This is a genomic window from Curtobacterium sp. MCBA15_012, assembly GCF_001864935.2.
In the GTDB taxonomy this organism is placed as follows: Bacteria; Actinomycetota; Actinomycetes; order Actinomycetales; family Microbacteriaceae; genus Curtobacterium.
Genome location: NZ_CP126267.1, coordinates 272327 through 291918, shown reverse-complemented (window position 1 = coordinate 291918; position 19592 = coordinate 272327). Strand labels below are relative to the sequence as shown.

Below are 19592 nucleotides of genomic sequence, written 5' to 3'. Positions count from 1 at the left end.
AACCGCAGCGCAAACGGGGTGCGGGGTGTCCCCTCGAGTTCGCGCACGGAGGGGTAAAAGAGTCTTGTGGCGGCCACCTGAAGACCGGCCTTCCGTGAGGCTTTAAACGCCTCCTCGCTACCGAGCCGTCCCGTTGCGCCAGCGCTCCGCATACCGCGGAGGCCATCGTGACGACGGGATCCCAACCCGACCCGGCCTATCCAAAGTACGTTGGGATCTGACGCACCTCAACCGTCGGCGGGCCCACTAGCCGCACAGCGTTACGGCTCCCCCTTGGTTCGCGCGGACCGCGCCGAAGGGCGGACTCCGCGCTAGTCGTCGTCGGGGAGGTCGCGGTCGTACTTCGCGGCGATCTGCGCACGAGCCTCATCCGGCGTCAGTGTCCCGTCAAGTACTCGGCGCGCCCGTGTGAAGGCATCCGCTGCAACACCCGCCCCTTGCACTCGCAGCGCAACCTCCAGAAAGGTCAGCTCGTCCTCCACGCGATGCCGACGCTCCCCATCCGTCATCGTTTCGTCATCGTCATCGTCATCGTCATCGTCATCCCGGAGCGTCACATCGGCGGCCGAGAGCGCGGGACGACAGCCTCTGCGAGGACGGCGACGATCCGGGTACGTAGCTCAGCGACGAATGCTCGATCCTCGGTTTCCAGCAGATCGTCGGGCGCCGGTTCGCTCATGAGCGCGATGCCAGAAGCCAGCAGGATCCGGACCGATGAGGACAAGCCGCTGTAGTCCGATGTGGGGACAGTCACGACGTCGCTGAGCCGACTCTGGCTGAGCGCAGCCGCGTACTCCAGGATTGCGTCTGCGACGGGATCACTGACTAAAACGGAGGTATACCCGTAGATGAGGTGCCGCATGAGTGCTCCTGACCAGCCAGTGGCTGCTCCGGAGGTTCCGGTGTGGCTGACTCTCTACTGCACTGTAGGCGGCGGCGCCTGAGCCGAGCGCAGACCGAGCACCATCCGTGTGACGCCTGTCAGGGCGCGGGGAGGTCACCAAGCCGCATCGCAGCAGGAGGAAACCGACCACGTCCGGCCTCGCGTGGGATCGACTACCGGGCGTCGGAGAGGTCCATGCCCGGCCCGGACTCTGGGCGACGTTCGAAGCCGTGGCGCTCATAGAAGCGCGCCCGACCGCGGGCGGCGAAGAGTTGGACGTCGTCGACACCGCGGCGCCGTGCCTCGTCGACGAGGTGCGCGAGGATCGCTCCGCCGACCCCTGTCCCGCGGGCCCGCTCGGTGACGATCATCTCGGTGACGAACGCGTGCAGTGCTCCGTCGCTGATGAGCCGGCCGATACCGACGAGCGATCCGGCGTCGTCACGCACCGCGCAGACCACCCAGCTGCCCGCCAGCGCTCGCTCGAACAGCCCGAGATCCCAGTCCGCCCACCCGGTTTCGTCGTAGAGCGTCTTGAACTCCAAGGCGGTCGGCGGCGAGAACGAGTACTCCATCCTGTGACGGTACTGCTAGCGGTCTTGATGGCGACTCGTTGTGATGAAGAAGCTGTTGGTGATGTGACCCTCTTGATCGAGTCCGCGGAAGACCGGGGAGTCGCCCAGCTACGGTCCCAAGCCAACGGCTTCCATCACCGTCTCGATAGCCACCCCCTGTTGGACGGGCGTCGAGCGATGTATCTGCATACCAGCCCGGATCCCGGAGACTGTGACGACACTTCGATGTCGATCGGTTGCGTAGCCGATCACGGTGGGACAGCTCCGTCACGCTGCGGGCAGACTGAGTTTCGTGCAGCCCACACCGAAAACCGACGTCATCGCAGCGCTCCTCGACCTCACCGGGCAGGGAGCGCACCCGATTGCCATGACCGCAGATGGCGACCGCATCACGGGCACCTGGTCGACGAACCTGTCGGGGCAGCCCGCCGGCGACGGTGGCATCACCCTCCTCGGCAACGCCACCTGGAGCTGGCACGTCACACTCCTCGACGGGGGTCTGTACAAGGCGTCGATGAGCTCGAGGAACTGGCCCGACGACGGCGGGTACTTCACCTTCAAGTCCTCATGGGTTGCCGACCCGATGAAGCAGGTCCTCGCCGACCACGGCTGGCAGCGTCGGAAGAACCCCTTCGCCCGCGCGTGGGGAGCACTGACCGGCCGGCACTGAGGGCGATTCCACCTCATCGACGCGGCCGGCGGCATGGACGACGCTGCTCTGCTGCTGCACACTCCGTGCCGACGTTCCGCGTGCCGATTCTTCCTACCCTGCTGGTATTTCCCGCGGGAGGGGCAGACGGACGCGCGGCGTCATGAGGTTCGGCCCGGTGTTTGCTGAGGGACGAGAAGTGTTCGGGTCACTCCGCGTCCCTCAGCGCAAGTGCTTCCCGTCCCCTGACACCACTCCATGCAGACGCAGTACAGCCGGCACACCCTTGCTCCCGGACGAGCTGGCACCGCGCATGGCGTGGTCCAGAACCGTCCGCTGGTCACGCTACTGATTCGCACACCCGACGTCGAGGATGCGTCACAAAGTGGACTATCTGCTAACAGTCGGGGAGCAGATGCAGGTCCGCTCGTGCCGCCCGACGCCCCAGTGACGCACCGACGGTTCCTCTGACTCCGGTCTGCGGTACGGGTGGCCCTTTTCCGCTAGCGGGGTTCAGCGACGGGAATGTCCCAGTAGGTCGGCTGCTCGTACTGCTCGGACCAGCCGCGTCGCATCCGGCTTGCTGCGCGATCGAACGCGTCAACGAGGTCCGTGTCCGCTGTCAGCATCGCCTGCAACCGTAAGCCGTCGTAGAGCGCGAGGAGCTGCTGTGCGCCACGGACCGGGTCCATCGTCTCGGGCTCCCGGCCAGCGAGAACATCCGCTGTCAGGCCATCACGGATCGACTCTCGGAAGCGCCGGTAGATCGAACGGTAGTAGTCCGCCCCATCGACTGTCGGGTCTGCCGCGGACACGAGGCTATGCGCCAGGAGCGCGACGAGGCCGGTCTCCTCAGCCTGCGCGGCCAGAAGCGCATGCAGGAACGCGACTGTGCCCTTCTCAGCCATCAGCGGCACAAGCGGCGCCGCGATCGCCTGCGACCACCGTTCAACCGTCGCTGCGAGCAGGGCCTGCTCCGTGGGAAACAGCTCCCGGACCTGCGCTGGCGACATTGCCGCGTGCGCGGCGGCGACATCAATGCTGAACCGCGAGACGCCGTCATCGTGCAGCGCCAGGATCGCGCCGTTGATCACGCGTGTCCGTGGCGTTTCGTCCTCGTCTGCTGTGCGGCTGGTCAGCGGGGCCAGCGGGTGTTTCCGGAACCACTCCAGCAGCCCGCGCACGCGACTGCGGGCTGCTGTTGCTTCAATCGGCCGTCCGGGCACAAAGAGGTCGGTGAAGCCCGAAACCTGTTCCATCAGCGGGTCGATGGGTTGGAACGCCATCGACCAATCCGGGAACGAGCGCGCCACGATCTGCTCATCCATCAGAACGCGGACATTGGTGTGCCGGGGGTCGGCGCGGACCTGCTCGAACCGTGCTCCGACGACAGCGTCATCTCCCTCGAGGATCCCCAGACAGTTATCGCCCTTGTGCGCCAGTATTCCCGTGACGCCGAGGCTGGTGTTCCGTTCCCGACCGACCGCGAGGATCTGCGCGAGCTCAATGTCCGTGATCGGACGGGTCTGGGTGCTGGTGTAAACGATCGAACGCATCAGCGTTGCTCTCCCTGCCGTGGCGTGATGTCCTGCAGGTGAATCGTCTCAGCTGCTGACCGACAACTCCCCACGCAGCTGAGCCAGGAGTACCACCGCCCGCTCTAGACCGACCGCCACGCCGACCGTGTTCCTTCGTTCGTGGCGCTGAAGCATCGTTGGCGTCGCGTCCGGCATCGTCGTGACGTTCGGTGCGCTGACTCGGCTGAAGCGCTGACCGCTCATGTGGCGCGCAGCCCTTCGCGGAGGCGAACGGCTGCAGTCGACGAAGAATGGCGTCCGGCCCTTCAGGCGCCCGGACGTCACCCGAGCAGCATCGTTGATCAGGATCCCGATGGCGTTCTGCCCCGGTAACCATCCGCGGCTACGCACAGTATGCAAGCTCACAACGGATCCTGGCTTGTGGGATGCCGAACGCCAAAAGAGGAGTGAAACTCGACTTGTCGGGACTTGTTCGGGTCTTGTCCTGGCGGGGGGTGCCGGAACGATCAGGGCCGACACCCCTCCTCTATCTCGAGCTCCCCAGCCACACCGCAGATGCGGGGGCCCACGGAACTCAGACCGGCACACCGCCGCTCCTGGTCCTGCCTCTGCTCCTGTTGCCTACTGCTGCCGCGCGCCTGCTGCGGCGAGGGGACGCTGGGCTGGGTGGAGCGCTTCGGATGCCGCGACGTGGTCAAGTTCTCCTTGCCACCGCGCGACGACGAGTGCGGCGACGCAGTTGCCGAGCAGGTTCACGCTTACCCGCATCGAGTCCATGATTCGGTCAGCCCCCAACAGCAGCGCAACGCCCGCGACCGGGAAGAGGCCGAGTGTCGTCGCCGTCGCTGACAGCGCCAGGAACGACGAGCCGGGCACACCGGCCATCCCCTTCGACGTCAGCAGCAGCACCCCGAGGGCTGCGACCTGCTGTTCCAGCGTCAGCGGGATCCCGAACGCCTGCGTGAGGAACAGCAGCGAGATGGAGAGGTAGATCGCGGCGCCGTCGAGGTTGAAGGAGTAGCCCGTTGGCACCACTAGCCCCGCGACACTGCGGGATACGCCGACCTCGGTCAGCCGGGTGATCATCCGTGGCAGGACCGCCTCGGTTGACGCTGTCCCGAGTGCGAGTCCGAACTCCGCGCGAGTGTGCCAGACGAACCGCCAGATAGGCACGCCGGACAGGACCTGTCCGACGACCAGCAGCAGGAGGATGAACACGGCCGCGGCGCCGTAGCAGGCGGCGATGAGCCACCCGTAGGAGCTGAGCGTCGCGAGCCCGTACTGTCCCACTACGTACGCCATCGCGCCGAACGCACCCAGCGGCGCGAGACGCATCACCCAACCGAGGATTCGGTAGACGACCTCGAGGCAGAGGTCGAGCCCGCGAATGAGCGGAGCGGTGCGTTCCGGGCCGATCGCAGCGATCGCCGCGCCGACGAACACTGCCGCGACCAGCACCTGCAGGATGTCGTTGGTCGCGAACGCGTTGATCACGCTCGAGGGAATGAGACCCAGAACGAACTCCCCCGGGCTCGGTGCAGCAGCGTTTCCCGTCTTCGCCGTGACGGCGGATTCGTCGAGTGTGGACGGGTCGATTCGTAGCCCGCTGCCCGGGGCGACGAGATTGCCGACGACGAGGCCGAACACCAGCGCTGCGGAGGACGCGAGGACGAAGTACAGCATCGCTTTACCGGCGACCGCACCGACTGCACGAAGGTTGCCGACGTGCACAATGCCGGTGATGACCACGATGAAGACCAGTGGTGCGATCACCATCTCGATCAGGCGGATGAAGCCCTGCCCCACCACGTTCAAGGCTGGCGCAGCGGCAGGCGCGCAGACACCGACGGCGATCCCCGCCACGACGGCGACTGCGATCTGCACGAACAGTGAGCGGTACCAGCGTGTGGGGATCCGGTTCGACGCAGCGAGTTCCATGCCTCCAGCACACCGACAGCATGTTTCCGCTGAGTGACAGCGACGTACCAGCGGTGTTCCGCGCGAGTGCTGGGGAACGCGACACCGTGGTCCGCGATGTGCTCTACACGGTCGAGGCGCGCTGCTCTTCGCCTCCCCGAACGGCCTCACACCCCGGTTCGACGAAGTCGACGGCCCGGAGCTCGTCGCCATCGACATGACGAAGTCGCACGCCTGGGAGGCCTCCACAGGCGCCGCGCTCGAGACGACGTTTTACCAGCACAGCAAGTGGCTCGAGATCCGCGGCATGAAGAACACCAGCGAAGCTTTCCACGACCGCCTCTCCGGAAACCGCGGCGCCGGCCATTGGAAAGCCCCTCCGCCTCGGCCCGGCCCCAGGGACACCGAGTGAACGGCAAGGGTCTCGCGTTGTGCGAGCCTCATTGGCTTGGGTAAGCACGGGATGCCGGCTCTGCACTAGAAGCCGGCATCCCGAGGTGCTTGATCAGACCCGAACTGGTCAAGCGTCACCAACCCTGTTGCACTTCCTCAGGCGTCGCAAGACGGCCAAAAAGGGGACACCAACTGGCAGTCAGCGCTGCATGGTGGGTCTTCCCAGCTGGTCATCCGGAAGAGTCCTGGCACCGGGCCCCTCCCACTAGCCGGGACACCACGCCACTGTCCCAGTGAAGCCCGCCGCGGAAGCGGTCCATACCGAACAGGGATCGGACCACTCGTCGCGGTCCCCACGGATCCCCGCCATAGCGCCATAGCGCCATAGCGCCACAGCGGCTTCGGCAGGAGCTGCTCCCCGGTCGGGCGTGCCACAGGCCCGCTCGCACCTTCCCGGCGATCCACCGCGCTCGTTCGTGCGGGACCCCGATGAGGGGCCTGGCCACAACCCGAATGCGGCCAGACACCCACATCGGTGCGACTTCCGGCTGCGCGATCGTTTCGACCGGGCCAGGCGCCACTCACGATTCAACCATGTACCCCGCGGTCCGGATACGCCCCCAACGTGGGGAGAACCGTCGTTCTCACTACCGGCCCAGTCACCAGGGTTGCGGCATCACTCTATGGAGCTTCGCCACCCGTCGGTTCGGACTTGTCGTCCACAGCCCCACACCGGCGCCCGTGCAGAGCGAGCGGTCCCATCTGCACAGGTCGCGCGGAAGGCTAGCGCTTGTCCCGAGAGAAGGTGTCCGCTGTGGGCTGCCGCGCCTAGTTCCTACATGCCGGGTCAGTTACCGGTGCCGCTGTTGTCGTTTCGGGCGTCGTGAAGCAGGTTGGTGAGGTCCGCCTCGGACGGCAGTGCTGCCCGCACCGACGGGGGCAGGAGGTCGTAGCTGGCGACGCCGATCGGGGTCTGCTGCCCGGCGAGGGAGTACCGCACGACCGCGTCGTTCTTGTCCGCGACCAGGAGCAGCCCGACCGTGTCGGCATGCTGGGTGCGGCGGAGCCGATCGTCGACGAGGGCGACGTAGAAGCCGAGCTGCCCGAGGTACTCAGGCTTGAACTTCCCGGTCTTGAGCTCGATGACGACGTAGCGGAGCTGCTCGACGTGGAAGAAGAGCAGGTCGACGTAGAAGTCGTCGCCGTCGACGTCGAAGTGCACCTGCCTGCCCACAAACGCGAACCCTTCACCGAGCTCGCGGAGCGTGTCGATGATCCGGTCGACCAGGGCCTGCTCGAGGTGGCGTTCCTTCGCGTCGCCGTCGAGGGCGAGGAAGTCCAGCACGTACGGATCCTTGGTCAGCTGCTGCGCAAGGTCAGAGTCCCCCGCCGGCAGGGTCGCCGGGAAGTTCGACGGTGCCGCCTGCAGCCGGGTGTGGGCGCTGGTCTTGATCTGGTGCTCGAGCACGTTCCGCGACCAGCCATGTGCCGCCGCTTCGTGGGCATACCAGTCGCGGAGGTGGTGGTCATCGAGCCGGTCCAGGAGCACGGTGATGTGACCCCAGGGCAGTTGTCCAACAGCCTGTTGGACAATCGCGTCCGCTGACCACTCTCCTGCGAGCCTCCGCATGTAGAACAGGTTCGCTCGGGAGAAACCCTTCATGTCGGGGAACTCTGCCCGCAGGTCGGTTGCAAGCCGGCCGATGACGTTGCTTCCCCACCCTTCTGTCTCCTGGCGCTGCAGGATGGTGGCGCCGATTCCCCAGTACAAGCGCACGAGTTCGGTGTTGACGCGCCGTTGCGCGGTGAACCGCGCATTCCTCACCTGCTGCTTGAGTTCAGCGAGGGTGGCGGCGTACCCGGACGGTATTGGCGTGGACTCGGTCATCGCATCCATTCTGCCGTGCGGAACCACATTCGGCTGCCGTCGTCATGGTGCAGAGCTCGGGAAGCTTTTTGTGCCACAGTAGGAGCGCAATCCCTTGAATGAAAGGCGGCGTTCCTATGGCGCAGAAAGTCACCACGCACCTGGTCGATGACCTGACCGGCGACACCATCGACGAGGGCAAGGGTCGCACCGTGTCCTTCTCGTTCGATGGCAGCCACTACGAGATCGACCTCTCCGACGACAACGCTGACGCGCTCCGCGAAGCGTTCTCCGACTACGTCGCCGCTGCCCGGAAGGTCAGCGGCGGCCGTCAGGCACGCAGCGCCGGCGGCAGCACGGCGAAGCGCGGCAACTCCGACGAGCTCGCGAAGATCCGCGCATGGGCGAACGCGAACGGGCACGAAGTCTCGAGCCGCGGCCGCATCAGCCAGGCAGTCCGCGACGCATACGACGCCGCGCACTAGCTCAGAGCACACATCCCCGGGCTAGGCTCGACTCGAGCACCGCTCGCCCCGAGCTCCGGCCGGACCGTCACGACACTGACGGTCCGGCCGCTCTCGTTGTGCCGCCGATAGCGGGCTCTTATGTCAATTCCTGATCTGCCGACGAGAGGCGTACGCACTCACCGAGCGTATGAAGTCGCTCGCTTCACCTTCGCGCGCGAAAGCCTTCACCTCAAGAACAGAGCGGAGCCATCGAGCCTTGTTCGCAGACGAATACTCGGGATGAAAGCCTTCTAGTTCCCCGACTGGAACTAGAAAAACCCCATGAGACCGCAACGTGGTGTCGAGTCTCGAAAACGCGTTGAGCGCATCACCATGTAGCATCGGGCTACCCTGAAGCTTGAAATCTTTCCAGCCCGAGTGACTAGCAAGCGACTTGTTTATCTTGCCGATCAAACCCGATGTGACGTCACCCGATGCGACGGCGAGTAGCTCCCTGATTTCTGCCGCCGCGGCAGTTACCGACTTCTTTTGATTCCTGTCTTTGATGTATGCCGTAATAATATTACGGTCACGTTCAAGATCGACTTTTTGAGCCCCTGCCGCCTGAACGATTCGCCAGAATTCCTGGTCGTCCTGGAGAAGATCGATGTCGAGAATCGCGGCGGCCGGAACCTCTGTACGTCGGAAAGCTTCAAGGGCGACGTGAACCCGGGACTTACCGCCTGCGTGCGTAAAGTGCAGGCCTGAATCTATACCCTTCTTTCGATCGACGGCATCGAGAACTGCGCGGTAGTAGGTGCAGTCCGAATCGGACTCGCAAATAACGACACCTCGCACAAATAGGCCATTCAACATGTCGTAGTATTTTATGAGAGGATCGTCGTAAAGATTTTTTACGTCCTCCGGCTCAAGTTGTGCGACCGACGCAATATTCGCTTCGCGCGTGAGGCGGACAACAGCAACCCTCTGGCCATCGCCACTCGTCATGCCCGCAACTACATCCTCGCTGTGCGTGGAGACGATCACCTGCGTGCCGGTGGCTTGCTGTTCAGCCAAGAACTGACCCAGCAATCGGGCTTGCGGGGGATGCAGGAAAGCTTCGGGTTCATCAATCAGAACGATGGGATGTGATCCCGCAATAACCGAAAGCGCCATCCCAATAAACGCTTTGAAACCATCCCCTTGCTCGCCTATTAATGGAAGACGACCAAGCTCCTCAAGGTACTCGCTAGACTGCGGGGCTTCGCGCTCGGCCGATCGAGGTGCTCCAACATGAAGGTGAATTTGGCTCCCGGCATACCTGTTCACAGTTAGCGGGACACCAAACGCCTTGAGAGTCAGTGCACTCAAAGTAGCTTCAAGGGCTCGATCGGCATAAAGCCGCTGTACTACCGTCGACGGCGACTCATGGAGCGCGTCGTAAGCAGATGCAGAATTAGCCAGATGCAAGCGATTGCTTGCATCCATGAAAATACTCACGTAAGAGGCCAATGGCCCAAAGCCAAGACGAGAGTTCCAATATTGGGAAATCTGCGATTCCGTCACCACCTGCCCATTTGAAAGCATCCAGTGGTCTTGATCCCAGTACCCGCCATTGTAGGACCCAGCCTTCCGGTGCGTAGCATTAGCATCAAGCCTTCGCCGAAATTGCACAAAGGCGTCCGGGGTTTCATCCCCTATAAGGTCATAGGTTTGAATGAGGCGATGATCAGATATTGGGCCTTGATACGGTTCCCTAGCGAACGCCTGCTGAATCTCGCGCAGAAAGGTACTTTTTCCAGCATTATTCGGGCCTACGACTGCGGTAATCGATTCCGAGATTGACACTTGTGTGCCATTTGTGAGAGTCACGTTCTTCAGCTTCATGAATCTGCTCTCCTCGACGCGATCAACCGGTGGTCGCATCCGATTGTTGCTCAATATGCTACCGAAGGTCATGCCGCTCTGGGGCGTTGCCACCGCCGCCGCTGCCGCTGCCGCTGCCGCTGCCGCTGCCGCGTAAATACTCGCTGTGGTTCTAGGTTCCACGGATGGGTTCCTCAACACATCTACTCTTGAACTTAGGGGCCGTGCACCAACCGCAGGCCGGCAGCGGTCCGCGGCAGCAGCTGCGCCGCGCGCCGGGGCGCCGGGGCGCCGAGGCGCCGCCGTTACAGACGAGTTGCTGCCTGTCGACGTGATGTGATTCTGACGGCGAGGATGATGCTCAGTGCGATTAGTGTCAGGGCGGCGCAGATCAGGAAGATGTTCCGGTAGCCGCCGATGACCGTCGTGAGTGCGATGAGCCCACCCGAGGCAACTGCCTCCCACACGTGGCACGTTGGTGAACAGCCCTGATGCCAGTCCCGGTCGGGGGGTGGCCTCTTGGAAGAGTGTCAATCCGACCCCGGCAATGACGGCGAAAGGGACTGGGTGAGGATGCCAGTCGGAGTACGCCATAGAGCGGACGACCGGCCAGCTAGCTAGCTAGCTAGCCCGGGATATCTGGTGCTACCCCCGCTTGCGAGGCGTAGCTCCGTGATCGAGATCAAAGTCGAGCGCTTGAGCGTCGGTCCAGATGGCGGTGAGCCTAGCGAGCGCGGCGTCGACGGCAGCGTCCGCGGCACCGAGCTCGATGTAGGTCTCTTGCAGCGTCAGCGCGTCGAATCGTGACGGCTGTCGCGCGATTGCGCCGACGGCTTCCGCGACTGAGCCGTCCGCTGCTGCGGCACGTCGACTCGGGATGATGCTCGTCATCGACCGACCTGACAGACTCACCCCGGTGCGCGCCCATCCATGGACGTCTAACGACAACAGCAGCTGCTCCGCCCGTCGCCACTCCCCCGGTACCGGCTGTGCACAGTCGTGCTGGTCGAGGTTCGGGACTGCTGCAGGTTCGGTTGACTCCTGAGAGGTAGGGGCATTGGCTCCTGCTGGAAGGATGTGCGCCATGGTGAAGGCGTATCCGGAAGAGTTCCGCCGTGACGTGATCGCGGTCGCCCGGAAGGGCGAGACGTCAGTGCGGCAGGTCGCGAAGGACTTCGGCGTCTCCGAGTCCTGCCTGGCCCGCTGGTTGCGCCTCGCGGACCGTGACGACGGCATCGGGGTCGCAGAGCCGCCGTCGCTGAAAGCGGTGGAGCAAGCCGAGCTGCGGGAGGCGCAGAAACGGATCCGGCTGCTCGAGCAGGAGAACGAGATCCTCCGCCGGGCAGCGGCGTACTTCGCGCAGTCACAACTCCCAAAATGATCTACCCGCTGGTCCTTGAACTCGCCGACGACGGTGTTCCTGTCGCGGTGGCCTGCCGGGTACTGGGCTTCTCGAAGCAGGCGTTCTATCGCTGGCGCGCCAGCCCCGTGTCCAAACGGGACTGGGACGACGCGCACCTGACCAACGCCGCCATCGACGCGCATCGCGACGATCCGACGTTCGGGTACCGGTTCATCGCTGACGACTTGGCCGCGGCTGGCCACCGGACCTCCGAGCGTCGGGTGTGGCGGTTGTGCTCGCAGCAGCGGCTCTGGTCCCTGCACTCGAAGAAGCGCGGCCTGACCCGGAAGGCCGGTCCGCCGGTGCACGACGACCGGGTCCGGCGAACGTTCACAGCACCAGACCTGGACCGGCTGTGGCTGACCGACATCACCGAGCACCCGACCGGGGAGGGCAAGCTCTACCTCTGCGCGATCAAGGACGCCTGCTCCCGCCGGATCGTGGGCTACTCGATCGGTGATCGGATGCGGTCCTCGCTCGCCGTCGCAGCCCTGCAGATGGCGGTGCACCGCCGGAACCCGACCGGGACGGTCGTCCACTCGGATCGCGGCAGCCAGTTCCGGTCGAAGAAGTTCGTCCGCGCCCTCTGCGATGCAGGGCTCCTCGGATCGATGGGCAGAGTCGGCGCCTGCGCGGACAACGCTGCGATGGAATCGTTCTTCGCCCTGCTGCAGAAGAACGTCCTCAACCGGAAACGATGGACGACCCGGGAAGAGCTCCGGCTGGCGATCATCACTTGGATCGAAGCGACCTACCACCGGAAACGACGCCAACGCGGTCTTGGGAAGTTGACCCCAATCGAGTACGAGACGATCATCAACCCACAGGTCGCACTCGCGGCCTAAACGAACGAGTCAACCAAACCTGCAGCAGTCCCTTCCCTTTCGTCGGGTCGAGCAGGCGGATGACGTCGCCGCGGAATCCGGTCCAGACGGGTCCGGCGATGCGCAGCCACCGGGTCACCGCACACGCAGCACAAGACACCGGGTCATCGGATGAGGGCACAACGTGGCCGCGGATCCGGATGATGCTCGTCACCGCAACGTCGTCTGGGGTGATGGTGCGGGTTTGTTCGCGGGTCAGGTGGAGGACCCCGAGGAGGACGATGAGGAAGGCGTCGCGGCGGCCGCGGAGCCCGATCGGGTACCGGTACTTCGGGATCGCCGCGAGTACCTCGCCCACGATCGTCTGGCCGGGGGCTTCTGGTCGCGGCCACACCCGGGCCTCCACAGTGGGTATCGGGTCCGGGAAGCCTGCTGCGAGGTGGTGTGCGCGGATCGCGCGCCGGCGCAGCCGCTGCGTCGACGCGCTGCCGGGGAACAGCGTCAGGAACTGTCCGATCGTGGCTGCCGTCGCCGGGAGCGACGCGTGACCTGTCGCCTCGCACCAGGCGACGAACCGAGCCCAGTGCGCCTCGAGCAGAGCCTCGCTGTCGGGCCGGAGTTTGGGGCCGAGTTTGGGGGAAGTTTGGGGGGTCACAAGCGCATCCGGGTGACGGCGTTGCGGACCAGGGGCGCGTACTCGCGGTCGTAGATCTGCAAGGTGGCGGCGTTGGTGTGGTGGGTCTGGTTCATGATCTCCACGTCCGTCGCGCCGGCGTTGCGCGCTTCGGTGACAAACCCAGCACGGAGAGAGTGCCCGGACCAGCCGTCCTCCCCAAGCCCCGCGACGTGCGCGCGGCGGGCGACGGCCTTCCCGACCGTTGTGGGGCTGATGCCGGTGGTGCGGAACAGGCCCCACTTCGACACAGCGCGGAAGAACGGCATCGACGCTGGCAACCGATCCGCGCCGAGCCCATCCGTGCAGACGTGCACGGCGAGACTCGCACCAGTGAGCGCGGCGAAGAGGCCCGCTTCCCCGCGGGCATCCTGCGCAGCCATCAGCCGGGACAGTCGCACGTACGCGCAGGGGGCGCAGGTGACCGGGTTCGCGCCCTGCTGCAGCACCTTGATCCGGCCGACGCCATCCTGGTCCGTCTTCGACTTCCGCACGCGGGCATAGACGCCCTCGCCGTCGACGAGGCGGAGATCGGCGACGGTGAGGGCGGTGAGTTCGGACTCGCGGAACGCGCCGACGAACCCGAACAGCAGCAACGCCTGGTCGCGGGTTCCGAGCGCGCCGGTCTGCAGGTCGGCGACGTCGATCTTCAGCAGCGTGGTCTGCAGCGCCTTCAACGTCATCGGCTTCGCACGTCGCACCGGCACGGACCGGGTGCGGCGGATGCCTTTCAGGACGTCGCGGACGATCGGCGTGGAGCCGGGTGGGGTGTGGCCGCGGCGGGCGTGCTCCCAGTCGATCGCGGCGACGTAGCGACTGATTGTCGCCGGCGCGTACCGCTGGCCGCCATCGGGCAGGGCGGCGTTGGCCTTGTCCGCGAGAAACGCGGCAACCTCGGTCGGGTCGACCGGCGCGGTGATGATCTGCTCGAGCTCGTCCGGTTCGGAGATCTCGTGATCCAGGAACCCGGCACGCCACCGAGCGAACTGCCGCAGGTCCGACAGGTACGCCCGGATCGTGTTCGGCGACAGGGACGCTTCGGCAAACACCCGCGGCGACGCGTCCGCCGGCACCATCACGGCACCCGAGCCGGTCGAGCGTCCCTCCCCCGCTACGGCGCGGAGCCGCGCAAACGCCGTCCGGGACCGCTCCGCCGCGGCACGCTCCGCAGCAGAAGCACCACGATCGACAGCGCGAACGCCCTGCGAGCTCACGTCGATGCTCGCCCCGTCCGTCTCGCTCACGTCGTCCACGTTGTAGAGCGAAAGCTTAGTTGTCGCGTTCGGCCGCATGAGAAAGGGCGTCGAAGCCCATCGAGTCGCACCAGTTTGAGATCTAGGTTGTCGTATCCGCAACCGCAGGTCGCTGCACAGCGCTCCGCTGGCCTTGATCTACTTGCTGTAGAGGACTGAATCCAAAGAAGGCAGGCTCGTGGCTCGCCGGTAAGTGCCCTTCAAGATGGACGGCAAGGAGTTCCAGCGCCTACCAACACGAACCGGTACAGTAGCCGACCGGTCAGGGGGCGCTTCAAATCCATCCACGTCGTTGGCGAGACCTTGACGTGTGCCTATCCGAGGCCATGGGTACGATGGCTTGAGACGGCGCAACGGAGCAAGAACGACACGACGCTTCGGTTGTCCGGGGAGTCGGCATCGGTGTTCATGGGACAACACGCCATAGCATTCTATCCGAGGCCCTACTAGGCTAGATCTATGAGATGGTCAAGGCTTGCATATGCCGCCGGGGGAGTACTTCTCTTGTGGTTTGTTCTCGTAATCGCACTGCCCGCTTGGCTGAAACTACCCTGCTCGCACCCCGGTCTGTGCTTGAACCTGAGTGCCTCGGAGAGCTCGCTACGCCAAGCAGTGCTCCTATCTCTCGGTGGACTGCTTGCGTCCGTAACTTTGTGGATCACCTACCGCCGGCATGAGTTGGCACGGGACGAGGACTGGACAAAGCGGTACAACGAAGCTATCAGCCACATCGGTTCCGATAGCGAGGCATCGCGTATTGGCGGCTTCTTTGCGCTAGAGCGCATGGGAATTGACTCTAAACGAGACCATTGGCGCACCATTCAGGTGCTAGCCGCATACGTCCGGCATCCGCACAAGGACGACCTGGAATACCGCGACATAAGCGGCAAACAAGTCATGGCGCCGAGCGTTGCTGCTGCGATGGCAGCACTTGCCACACTTTGCCGCGAGCGGGGCCCGGAGGGGACAGTAGATCTTTCGAACTCCACGATTCCCGAAAGCAAACTCGACGGAGCAAATCTCCGTGGAGCAATCTTTGAGGGGGCGAACATGCAGCGCGCAACCCTGTCAGGCGCTGATTTAGGCAAAGCAAACTTTTCAGGAGCTGAACTACAGGGTGCCACGTTACATAAAATTGATGCCCGCGGCTCAAGTTTTCACGGAGCCGATCTTCAAGGTGCGCAGTTTCAGAAATCAGATCTTCGGCGCGCCCACTTCGGCATTTCCGACCTTCGGAGTGCGAGTTTCCAGAATACTCGCCTCGAAGGCGCCGTTTTCTACCGTCAACGAGTGAAGCAGGGAGCTGCACGGAACACGACACAACGCCAGCTCGCGGCCGCTGCAAGCTGGGATGAGGAGACTATCTGGCCCCCCGGGTCCTCGCCTACCGAACAGACGAAAGCATGGTCGGCGTCAACAGCCGAGCAGAACTAAGGGACTAGTCGCGGCGGTTGCACTTCATCGGACACAGCCAACGGCGTAGAAAGGCCAAGTTGTCGGCCGGTCTTGCATGTTGAAAGGTCGCGTCTCCCCTCGCTGAAGCACGCATCTTCGAACCGATACGCGAGGAGCCATCAGACGTCACCGTCGACATCGAACAACCGAAGAAGCTCATCGACAGTGACGACAGGGAATCGCCCGGTGATGTACTCAGCCGGAGTGAGCGAGCGTGTGACGAAGGTGGTCCGGAGCTCGGGTTCGGCCTCGGTCCTCATACCCAGCTGTCCAGCAATCGCTCGTGCGAAGGGTCGCAGCTCGTTGTCCTTGCGACCGAGCTGCGTGGTGTAGCTCGGGGAGCCCCGCCTGGGCGATTCGCTGTCGCCATAGAAGGCCTTTAGCTGGCGCGCAGTCTCCGGAATCCCATGGACGGACGCTGGATCCTTGGCTTCGATCAGCCAGATTATGTCGCCGTCAGGCTTGCCAGCCACGATGTCAATCTCGGTGGTCAGGGTCGGGACGCCGAGGCGCTTGCCGTCACCGGGCTTGACACGTGCGATCGTCGTGAAGCCACGGGAGCGGAGCGCTTCGTCGACCGCCTGTTCGAGATGACGGTTACGTTCGCTACGTAAGGTAGCGAGGGCAGTTTCCAGCCGCTTCGGCGGTCGCGCCGACCATGGCAACATGCCCTGACTGAGGTAGTTGAAGTAAACGGACAGAGACGCTTCGAGGAACTGTGGCGCAATGAGAATCGCGCCCGCGTGTCGCACGATGGGCTGAACAAGCAACCGATTGCGGCGGGTGCGAGTACGCCACGGCTCCCACGACTCGGACAGCGTACTTTCATCTGTCGACAGGAGTTCCAGCGCCGTCTGTAGGCGCGTCTCCTTACCGGGATCCGCCTCGTCGAGCACTTCGCTCAGCCATGCGACGACGGCTGCGCGATCGGTCTTTGCAATGTTCGAACCAGCCTCAAATTGCGCCCACTGCACAAGAGCGCCTAGGACCGCGTAAATGTCCTGCCGAGTTACACCAAAAGCGTCGAGCATCGCAGCATCAACTTCGATGAGCACCTCAGGCGACGCAACCGTCTCGATGGGCGTCGATTCGTCAAGGGCCGACACCGCTGCAGCGTGATTCATGCTCGCCGCGTCGAGAGGCCACCGCGCGTGTAGACCGGTGTTGTCGTCGCGCACATGCAGTTCGTAGAGGTCTGTAACTTCGACCTCTACTGGTGTTATCCCGTTGTGGAGGCGCTCGCTGTGACTGGTCAAGCTGAGATACGCATCCGCCGCAGCAAGAAGCCTGCGCCAGGAATCCGCGCCGATAGGCGACGCGGGAACTTCATCATCGTCCGCCTCGCGGATCGCGGCCTCGACCAGAATTTCGTTCGCCTGACGAAGCCGGAGGGATGTGCCCGTTGTCTCCACCATTTGCTCCGTTGGGTCCCACGACGTTCGCAAGTGCCGGGATACTCGCTGCAGGTTTCCGGTTGACCGGTGACGATCATCGACCACCCGCACGAGTTGCTCCAAGCCAAATTCGACAACACGTGTGCGCCCGCACTCGGAGACGCGAGTCCTGAGTTCGGCGAGCACTGCAGGCGCGAGGTGTTCTCTGATGATGCGGTTGGCCTCTGATCCGCCGTAGGTGCCGGGGTCGACGGCGGATTCAGCCAGCCGGCGGGCGAGTTCACGTGTTACTTGCGCGGCTGCGTTTTCGTCAAAGCGGATAGGGGCGGGCAGGTCATTCTTCATCGTTCGGGCGGTACGAAGCTCAAGGATGAGGAACGGTGAAGCCGCGGCTAGAGCCTGCGCGATCTGGTTGGCGCTGCGCTCTTCCATTCCGCCGACTTCGAGAATACTTCGGAGCGGGGCCGCGGTGAATTGGTTGGCCGCGCGAGGATCACCATCCGCTCGTTTCGCAAATTCTTCTGCACAAATCGACCATGTCGCTCGGACAACTCCGTCCACGTGGAGCTCACCGGATCGCTGCGACACCGGCTCACCCTCATCCGCGTCTTCGAATTCGAGCCGATACCCACGAACCTCTGATTCTGCGTGGGCCGCAGCCCACCGATCTGCGATCGAGTGCAGACCGTAGGCGACACCACCCGCGTAGTCCCTCTTCACCACGAGACCCGGCCCGCTCTTCCACTTATCCGTTGCGAGCGGCAGGGCAACGGGAGGTTCGGTGCTGCTCAGTACCCACCCCTCCGCCATTCGCGTGCGGTAAGCACCGTGCCGCTGGTCGTAGGTCGGCTCGGGCGGCAAGATCACCATCATTGAGTCTGCAGTCGCTTCCGCGAGCTGCGTCTCACGTAGCGGAGGCAGCCCCACGAAGAAGAGCGCCGCTTCTAGCTTCGAGAGCGCGGATGCACGCTCCCATTCAGCCTCTCCGGCATGGGCCTCGAACATCGCGAACGACGGCTTGATGCCACCCCCGAAGAACTGTTTCCCATTTGTCCGCCAGGGCTCCCAGTAGTTGATTGCTTCCCATCCCATGCTTCGAGGGAAGTCCGGAGCGGCAAGATCTCGTGCGAACGCAAGGAGGTCGTCATCGTCTTCGGCGGTTTCCGCAATCCAGCTGAGGTCCTCGAGCGCCACGGTCGCGCATCCGTTCCGCTGCATCGCGACGACGTGCGTCGTTGCTGCGACGACGACGAGCGGGACGACTTCAGTTTCCCCGGGAAGAGTTGCGGTGGCCCCACCCACGAACCTTGCTTTGATCGGAGTGCCGGCTTCTCGCGCCTGTTCCGCGAGCCGCTCGACCGCCCATTTCTCCGGTATCGGCGAACTGCCGGTCACAGCAACGACCTGCACAGCAAGCATGCTCGTTCGGCTGAACGGTACGAGCCATGTAATCTCATCAGCTCGTCCCTGCGGCAGTGACCACTGCGATTCTGCTGGTCCGTGAACCGCGTCGTTGAAGCGAAGAAGCGCACGGAGCGCTTGGCGCACGAAGTCAGCGCGCAGATCCGCCGCCGACTCTTCGGAGCGGCTAGCCTCCTCCACAAGCTGGTGCACCGCCTCCATGACGATCTCGGGGACAAAAGCGGGCGGCAGCCACCGCTCTCGAGCAGTGTTGCTGCCGACTCGGTACCTCAGAAATCGGCCGAATCCACTGATCCCTTCTGTCGAGAAGTCCGCTCGAGCTGCCGAGGTCGTCATCCATTCGAGCGCAAGCAGATCGCGCTCATCCATCGTGAAGGCTGGTTCTCTGCCAACGACCTTGCGCGCCACACTGATCTCCTCGCTCGTCACGGCAAGTGGATCGCCAATCGAGACGTCCTCGTCGGCTGGCCACGTCGGTGCAATCTCGCTGACGACCCAGTCCGCGTATCTGTAGGCAACGTGGAGCACGTTCAGGATGCCGAATCCGTGCCGCTTCAGGACACGGTGATCGACGACCTGCGCCAGCCGGTGCGCACGCGCGAGGTCGGCCACCGGTCGTTCTGTGAGACCGGGAAAGAGTTCCAATACTTCGTCGTCGACCCGACTTCGAACGCGCACCCGGGGGTCGGCTGGGATGAAGTCCTCTTCCATTGGGCTGATGCCTGCTGCCAGTGCGGCGCGATCGACCGTGGACTGAAGCGCGTCCGTTTCACTCCCAGGCGCAACCCGAGCATCTTCTGCGCGCAGTGCCGCGGCGATCGCGGCGCCGACCGCCGTCCAACGGTGACGTGCTCCCGGCGAGGTCCCGGCCGCGAATAGTGCTGACCAGACTTCCTCGGCGTCACGCCTTCGGAAGAGCTCGGCGACCGGGTCCAACCTAGGAACCCGCCTGGCTCGATCCTTCTTTGGCTTCTTGCTCTTGTTCCGGCCCACGGGGGAATTGAAGCGCAAGGGACTGACATCGGGGATGGACTT

Annotated in this window: 15 protein-coding genes; 5 read left to right on the top strand and 10 right to left on the bottom strand. The window is 64.1% G+C overall.

Annotated elements, in window-relative coordinates; all coding sequences use genetic code 11:
- Window positions 1-311 precede the first annotated feature (311 nt).
- The 3 genes from QOL15_RS01405 to QOL15_RS01395 all read right to left on the bottom strand — a co-directional run bounded on the left by QOL15_RS01405 (window position 312) and on the right by QOL15_RS01395 (window position 1458).
- Window positions 312-482, bottom strand: coding sequence for a hypothetical protein (locus QOL15_RS01405; RefSeq protein ID WP_171898729.1), 171 nt, complete (start codon window positions 480-482; stop codon window positions 312-314).
- A gap of 71 nt (window positions 483-553) precedes the next feature.
- Window positions 554-862, bottom strand: a complete 309-nt coding sequence (locus QOL15_RS01400; protein WP_065961112.1) for a hypothetical protein — start codon at window positions 860-862, stop codon at window positions 554-556.
- A gap of 194 nt (window positions 863-1056) precedes the next feature.
- On the bottom strand, window positions 1057-1458 hold the full coding sequence (locus tag QOL15_RS01395) for a GNAT family N-acetyltransferase (RefSeq protein WP_065961110.1): 402 nt from the start codon (window positions 1456-1458) through the stop codon (window positions 1057-1059).
- A gap of 292 nt (window positions 1459-1750) precedes the next feature.
- Between QOL15_RS01395 and QOL15_RS01390 the strand changes: the two genes are divergently transcribed.
- Window positions 1751-2128, top strand: coding sequence for a hypothetical protein (locus QOL15_RS01390; RefSeq protein WP_139197609.1), 378 nt, complete (start codon window positions 1751-1753; stop codon window positions 2126-2128).
- Between the two features lie 482 nt (window positions 2129-2610).
- Here the strand turns inward: QOL15_RS01390 and QOL15_RS01385 are convergent, their stop codons facing one another.
- From QOL15_RS01385 to QOL15_RS01375, 3 genes are all read right to left on the bottom strand, one after another.
- A complete protein-coding gene (locus QOL15_RS01385) occupies window positions 2611-3663 on the bottom strand; it encodes a BLUF domain-containing protein (RefSeq protein WP_065961105.1) in 1053 nt (350 codons plus the stop codon).
- A 603-nt stretch (window positions 3664-4266) separates the two neighbouring features.
- The gene (locus tag QOL15_RS01380; RefSeq protein ID WP_083230107.1) at window positions 4267-5583 is read right to left on the bottom strand and encodes a cation:dicarboxylate symporter family transporter; all 1317 of its coding nucleotides are present in this window, start codon (window positions 5581-5583) and stop codon (window positions 4267-4269) included.
- Between the two features lie 1219 nt (window positions 5584-6802).
- Window positions 6803-7843 carry a YhcG family protein gene (locus QOL15_RS01375; RefSeq protein ID WP_065961181.1) on the bottom strand — a complete coding sequence of 347 codons (1041 nt, stop codon included), beginning with the start codon at window positions 7841-7843 and terminating at the stop codon, window positions 6803-6805.
- A 116-nt stretch (window positions 7844-7959) separates the two neighbouring features.
- On the opposite strand from QOL15_RS01375, the gene QOL15_RS01370 reads away from it, so the two are divergent.
- A complete protein-coding gene (locus QOL15_RS01370) occupies window positions 7960-8307 on the top strand; it encodes an Lsr2 family protein (protein WP_065961100.1) in 348 nt (115 codons plus the stop codon).
- 123 nt (window positions 8308-8430) lie between these two features.
- Here QOL15_RS01370 and QOL15_RS01365 read toward each other — a convergent pair whose 3' ends face one another.
- Window positions 8431-10155 (bottom strand): ATP-dependent endonuclease, encoded by a 1725-nt coding sequence (locus QOL15_RS01365; protein ID WP_175473878.1) that lies wholly within the window; start codon window positions 10153-10155, stop codon window positions 8431-8433.
- A gap of 651 nt (window positions 10156-10806) precedes the next feature.
- On the opposite strand from QOL15_RS01365, the gene QOL15_RS01360 reads away from it, so the two are divergent.
- Together QOL15_RS01360 and QOL15_RS01355 are read left to right on the top strand one after the other, a co-directional pair.
- Window positions 10807-10941 (top strand): hypothetical protein, encoded by a 135-nt coding sequence (locus QOL15_RS01360; RefSeq protein WP_290439173.1) that lies wholly within the window; start codon window positions 10807-10809, stop codon window positions 10939-10941.
- Between the two features lie 277 nt (window positions 10942-11218).
- Window positions 11219-12381, top strand: a protein-coding gene (locus QOL15_RS01355) for an IS3 family transposase (RefSeq protein ID WP_139197620.1) whose coding sequence is annotated in 2 segments (ribosomal slippage) — window positions 11219-11498 and window positions 11498-12381 — 1164 coding nt in all. Because the reading frame shifts where the segments join, the coding sequence is not laid out codon by codon here.
- On the opposite strand, the gene QOL15_RS01350 is transcribed toward QOL15_RS01355, so the two are convergent.
- A complete protein-coding gene (locus QOL15_RS01350; RefSeq protein WP_305405127.1) occupies window positions 12353-13015 on the bottom strand; it encodes a hypothetical protein in 663 nt (220 codons plus the stop codon). The genes QOL15_RS01355 and QOL15_RS01350 overlap by 29 nt on opposite strands.
- Complete coding sequence (locus QOL15_RS01345) at window positions 13012-14286, bottom strand: tyrosine-type recombinase/integrase (RefSeq protein ID WP_065963924.1); 1275 nt, start codon at window positions 14284-14286, stop codon at window positions 13012-13014. Before QOL15_RS01345 ends, QOL15_RS01350 begins: the two co-directional genes overlap by 4 nt.
- A 651-nt stretch (window positions 14287-14937) precedes the next feature.
- Here QOL15_RS01345 and QOL15_RS01340 point away from each other — a divergent pair.
- A complete protein-coding gene (locus QOL15_RS01340) occupies window positions 14938-15720 on the top strand; it encodes a pentapeptide repeat-containing protein (RefSeq protein ID WP_175473805.1) in 783 nt (260 codons plus the stop codon).
- Between the two features lie 140 nt (window positions 15721-15860).
- On the opposite strand, the gene QOL15_RS01335 is transcribed toward QOL15_RS01340, so the two are convergent.
- The gene (locus QOL15_RS01335) at window positions 15861-19550 is read right to left on the bottom strand and encodes a hypothetical protein (protein WP_139197370.1); all 3690 of its coding nucleotides are present in this window, start codon (window positions 19548-19550) and stop codon (window positions 15861-15863) included.
- Window positions 19551-19592 lie beyond the last annotated feature (42 nt).

Excerpts from the sequence above, each read along its gene's own strand:
- QOL15_RS01375 (WP_065961181.1), bottom strand. The coding sequence starts at position 7,843 with ATGACCGAGTCCACGCCAATACCGTCCGGGTACGCCGCCACCCTCGCT.
- QOL15_RS01380 (WP_083230107.1), bottom strand. The coding sequence starts at position 5,583 with ATGGAACTCGCTGCGTCGAACCGGATCCCCACACGCTGGTACCGCTCA.
- QOL15_RS01365 (WP_175473878.1), bottom strand. The coding sequence starts at position 10,155 with ATGAAGCTGAAGAACGTGACTCTCACAAATGGCACACAAGTGTCAATC.
- QOL15_RS01370 (WP_065961100.1), top strand. The coding sequence starts at position 7,960 with ATGGCGCAGAAAGTCACCACGCACCTGGTCGATGACCTGACCGGCGAC.
- QOL15_RS01400 (WP_065961112.1), bottom strand. The coding sequence starts at position 862 with ATGCGGCACCTCATCTACGGGTATACCTCCGTTTTAGTCAGTGATCCC.
- QOL15_RS01385 (WP_065961105.1), bottom strand. The coding sequence starts at position 3,663 with ATGCGTTCGATCGTTTACACCAGCACCCAGACCCGTCCGATCACGGAC.
- QOL15_RS01395 (WP_065961110.1), bottom strand. The coding sequence starts at position 1,458 with ATGGAGTACTCGTTCTCGCCGCCGACCGCCTTGGAGTTCAAGACGCTC.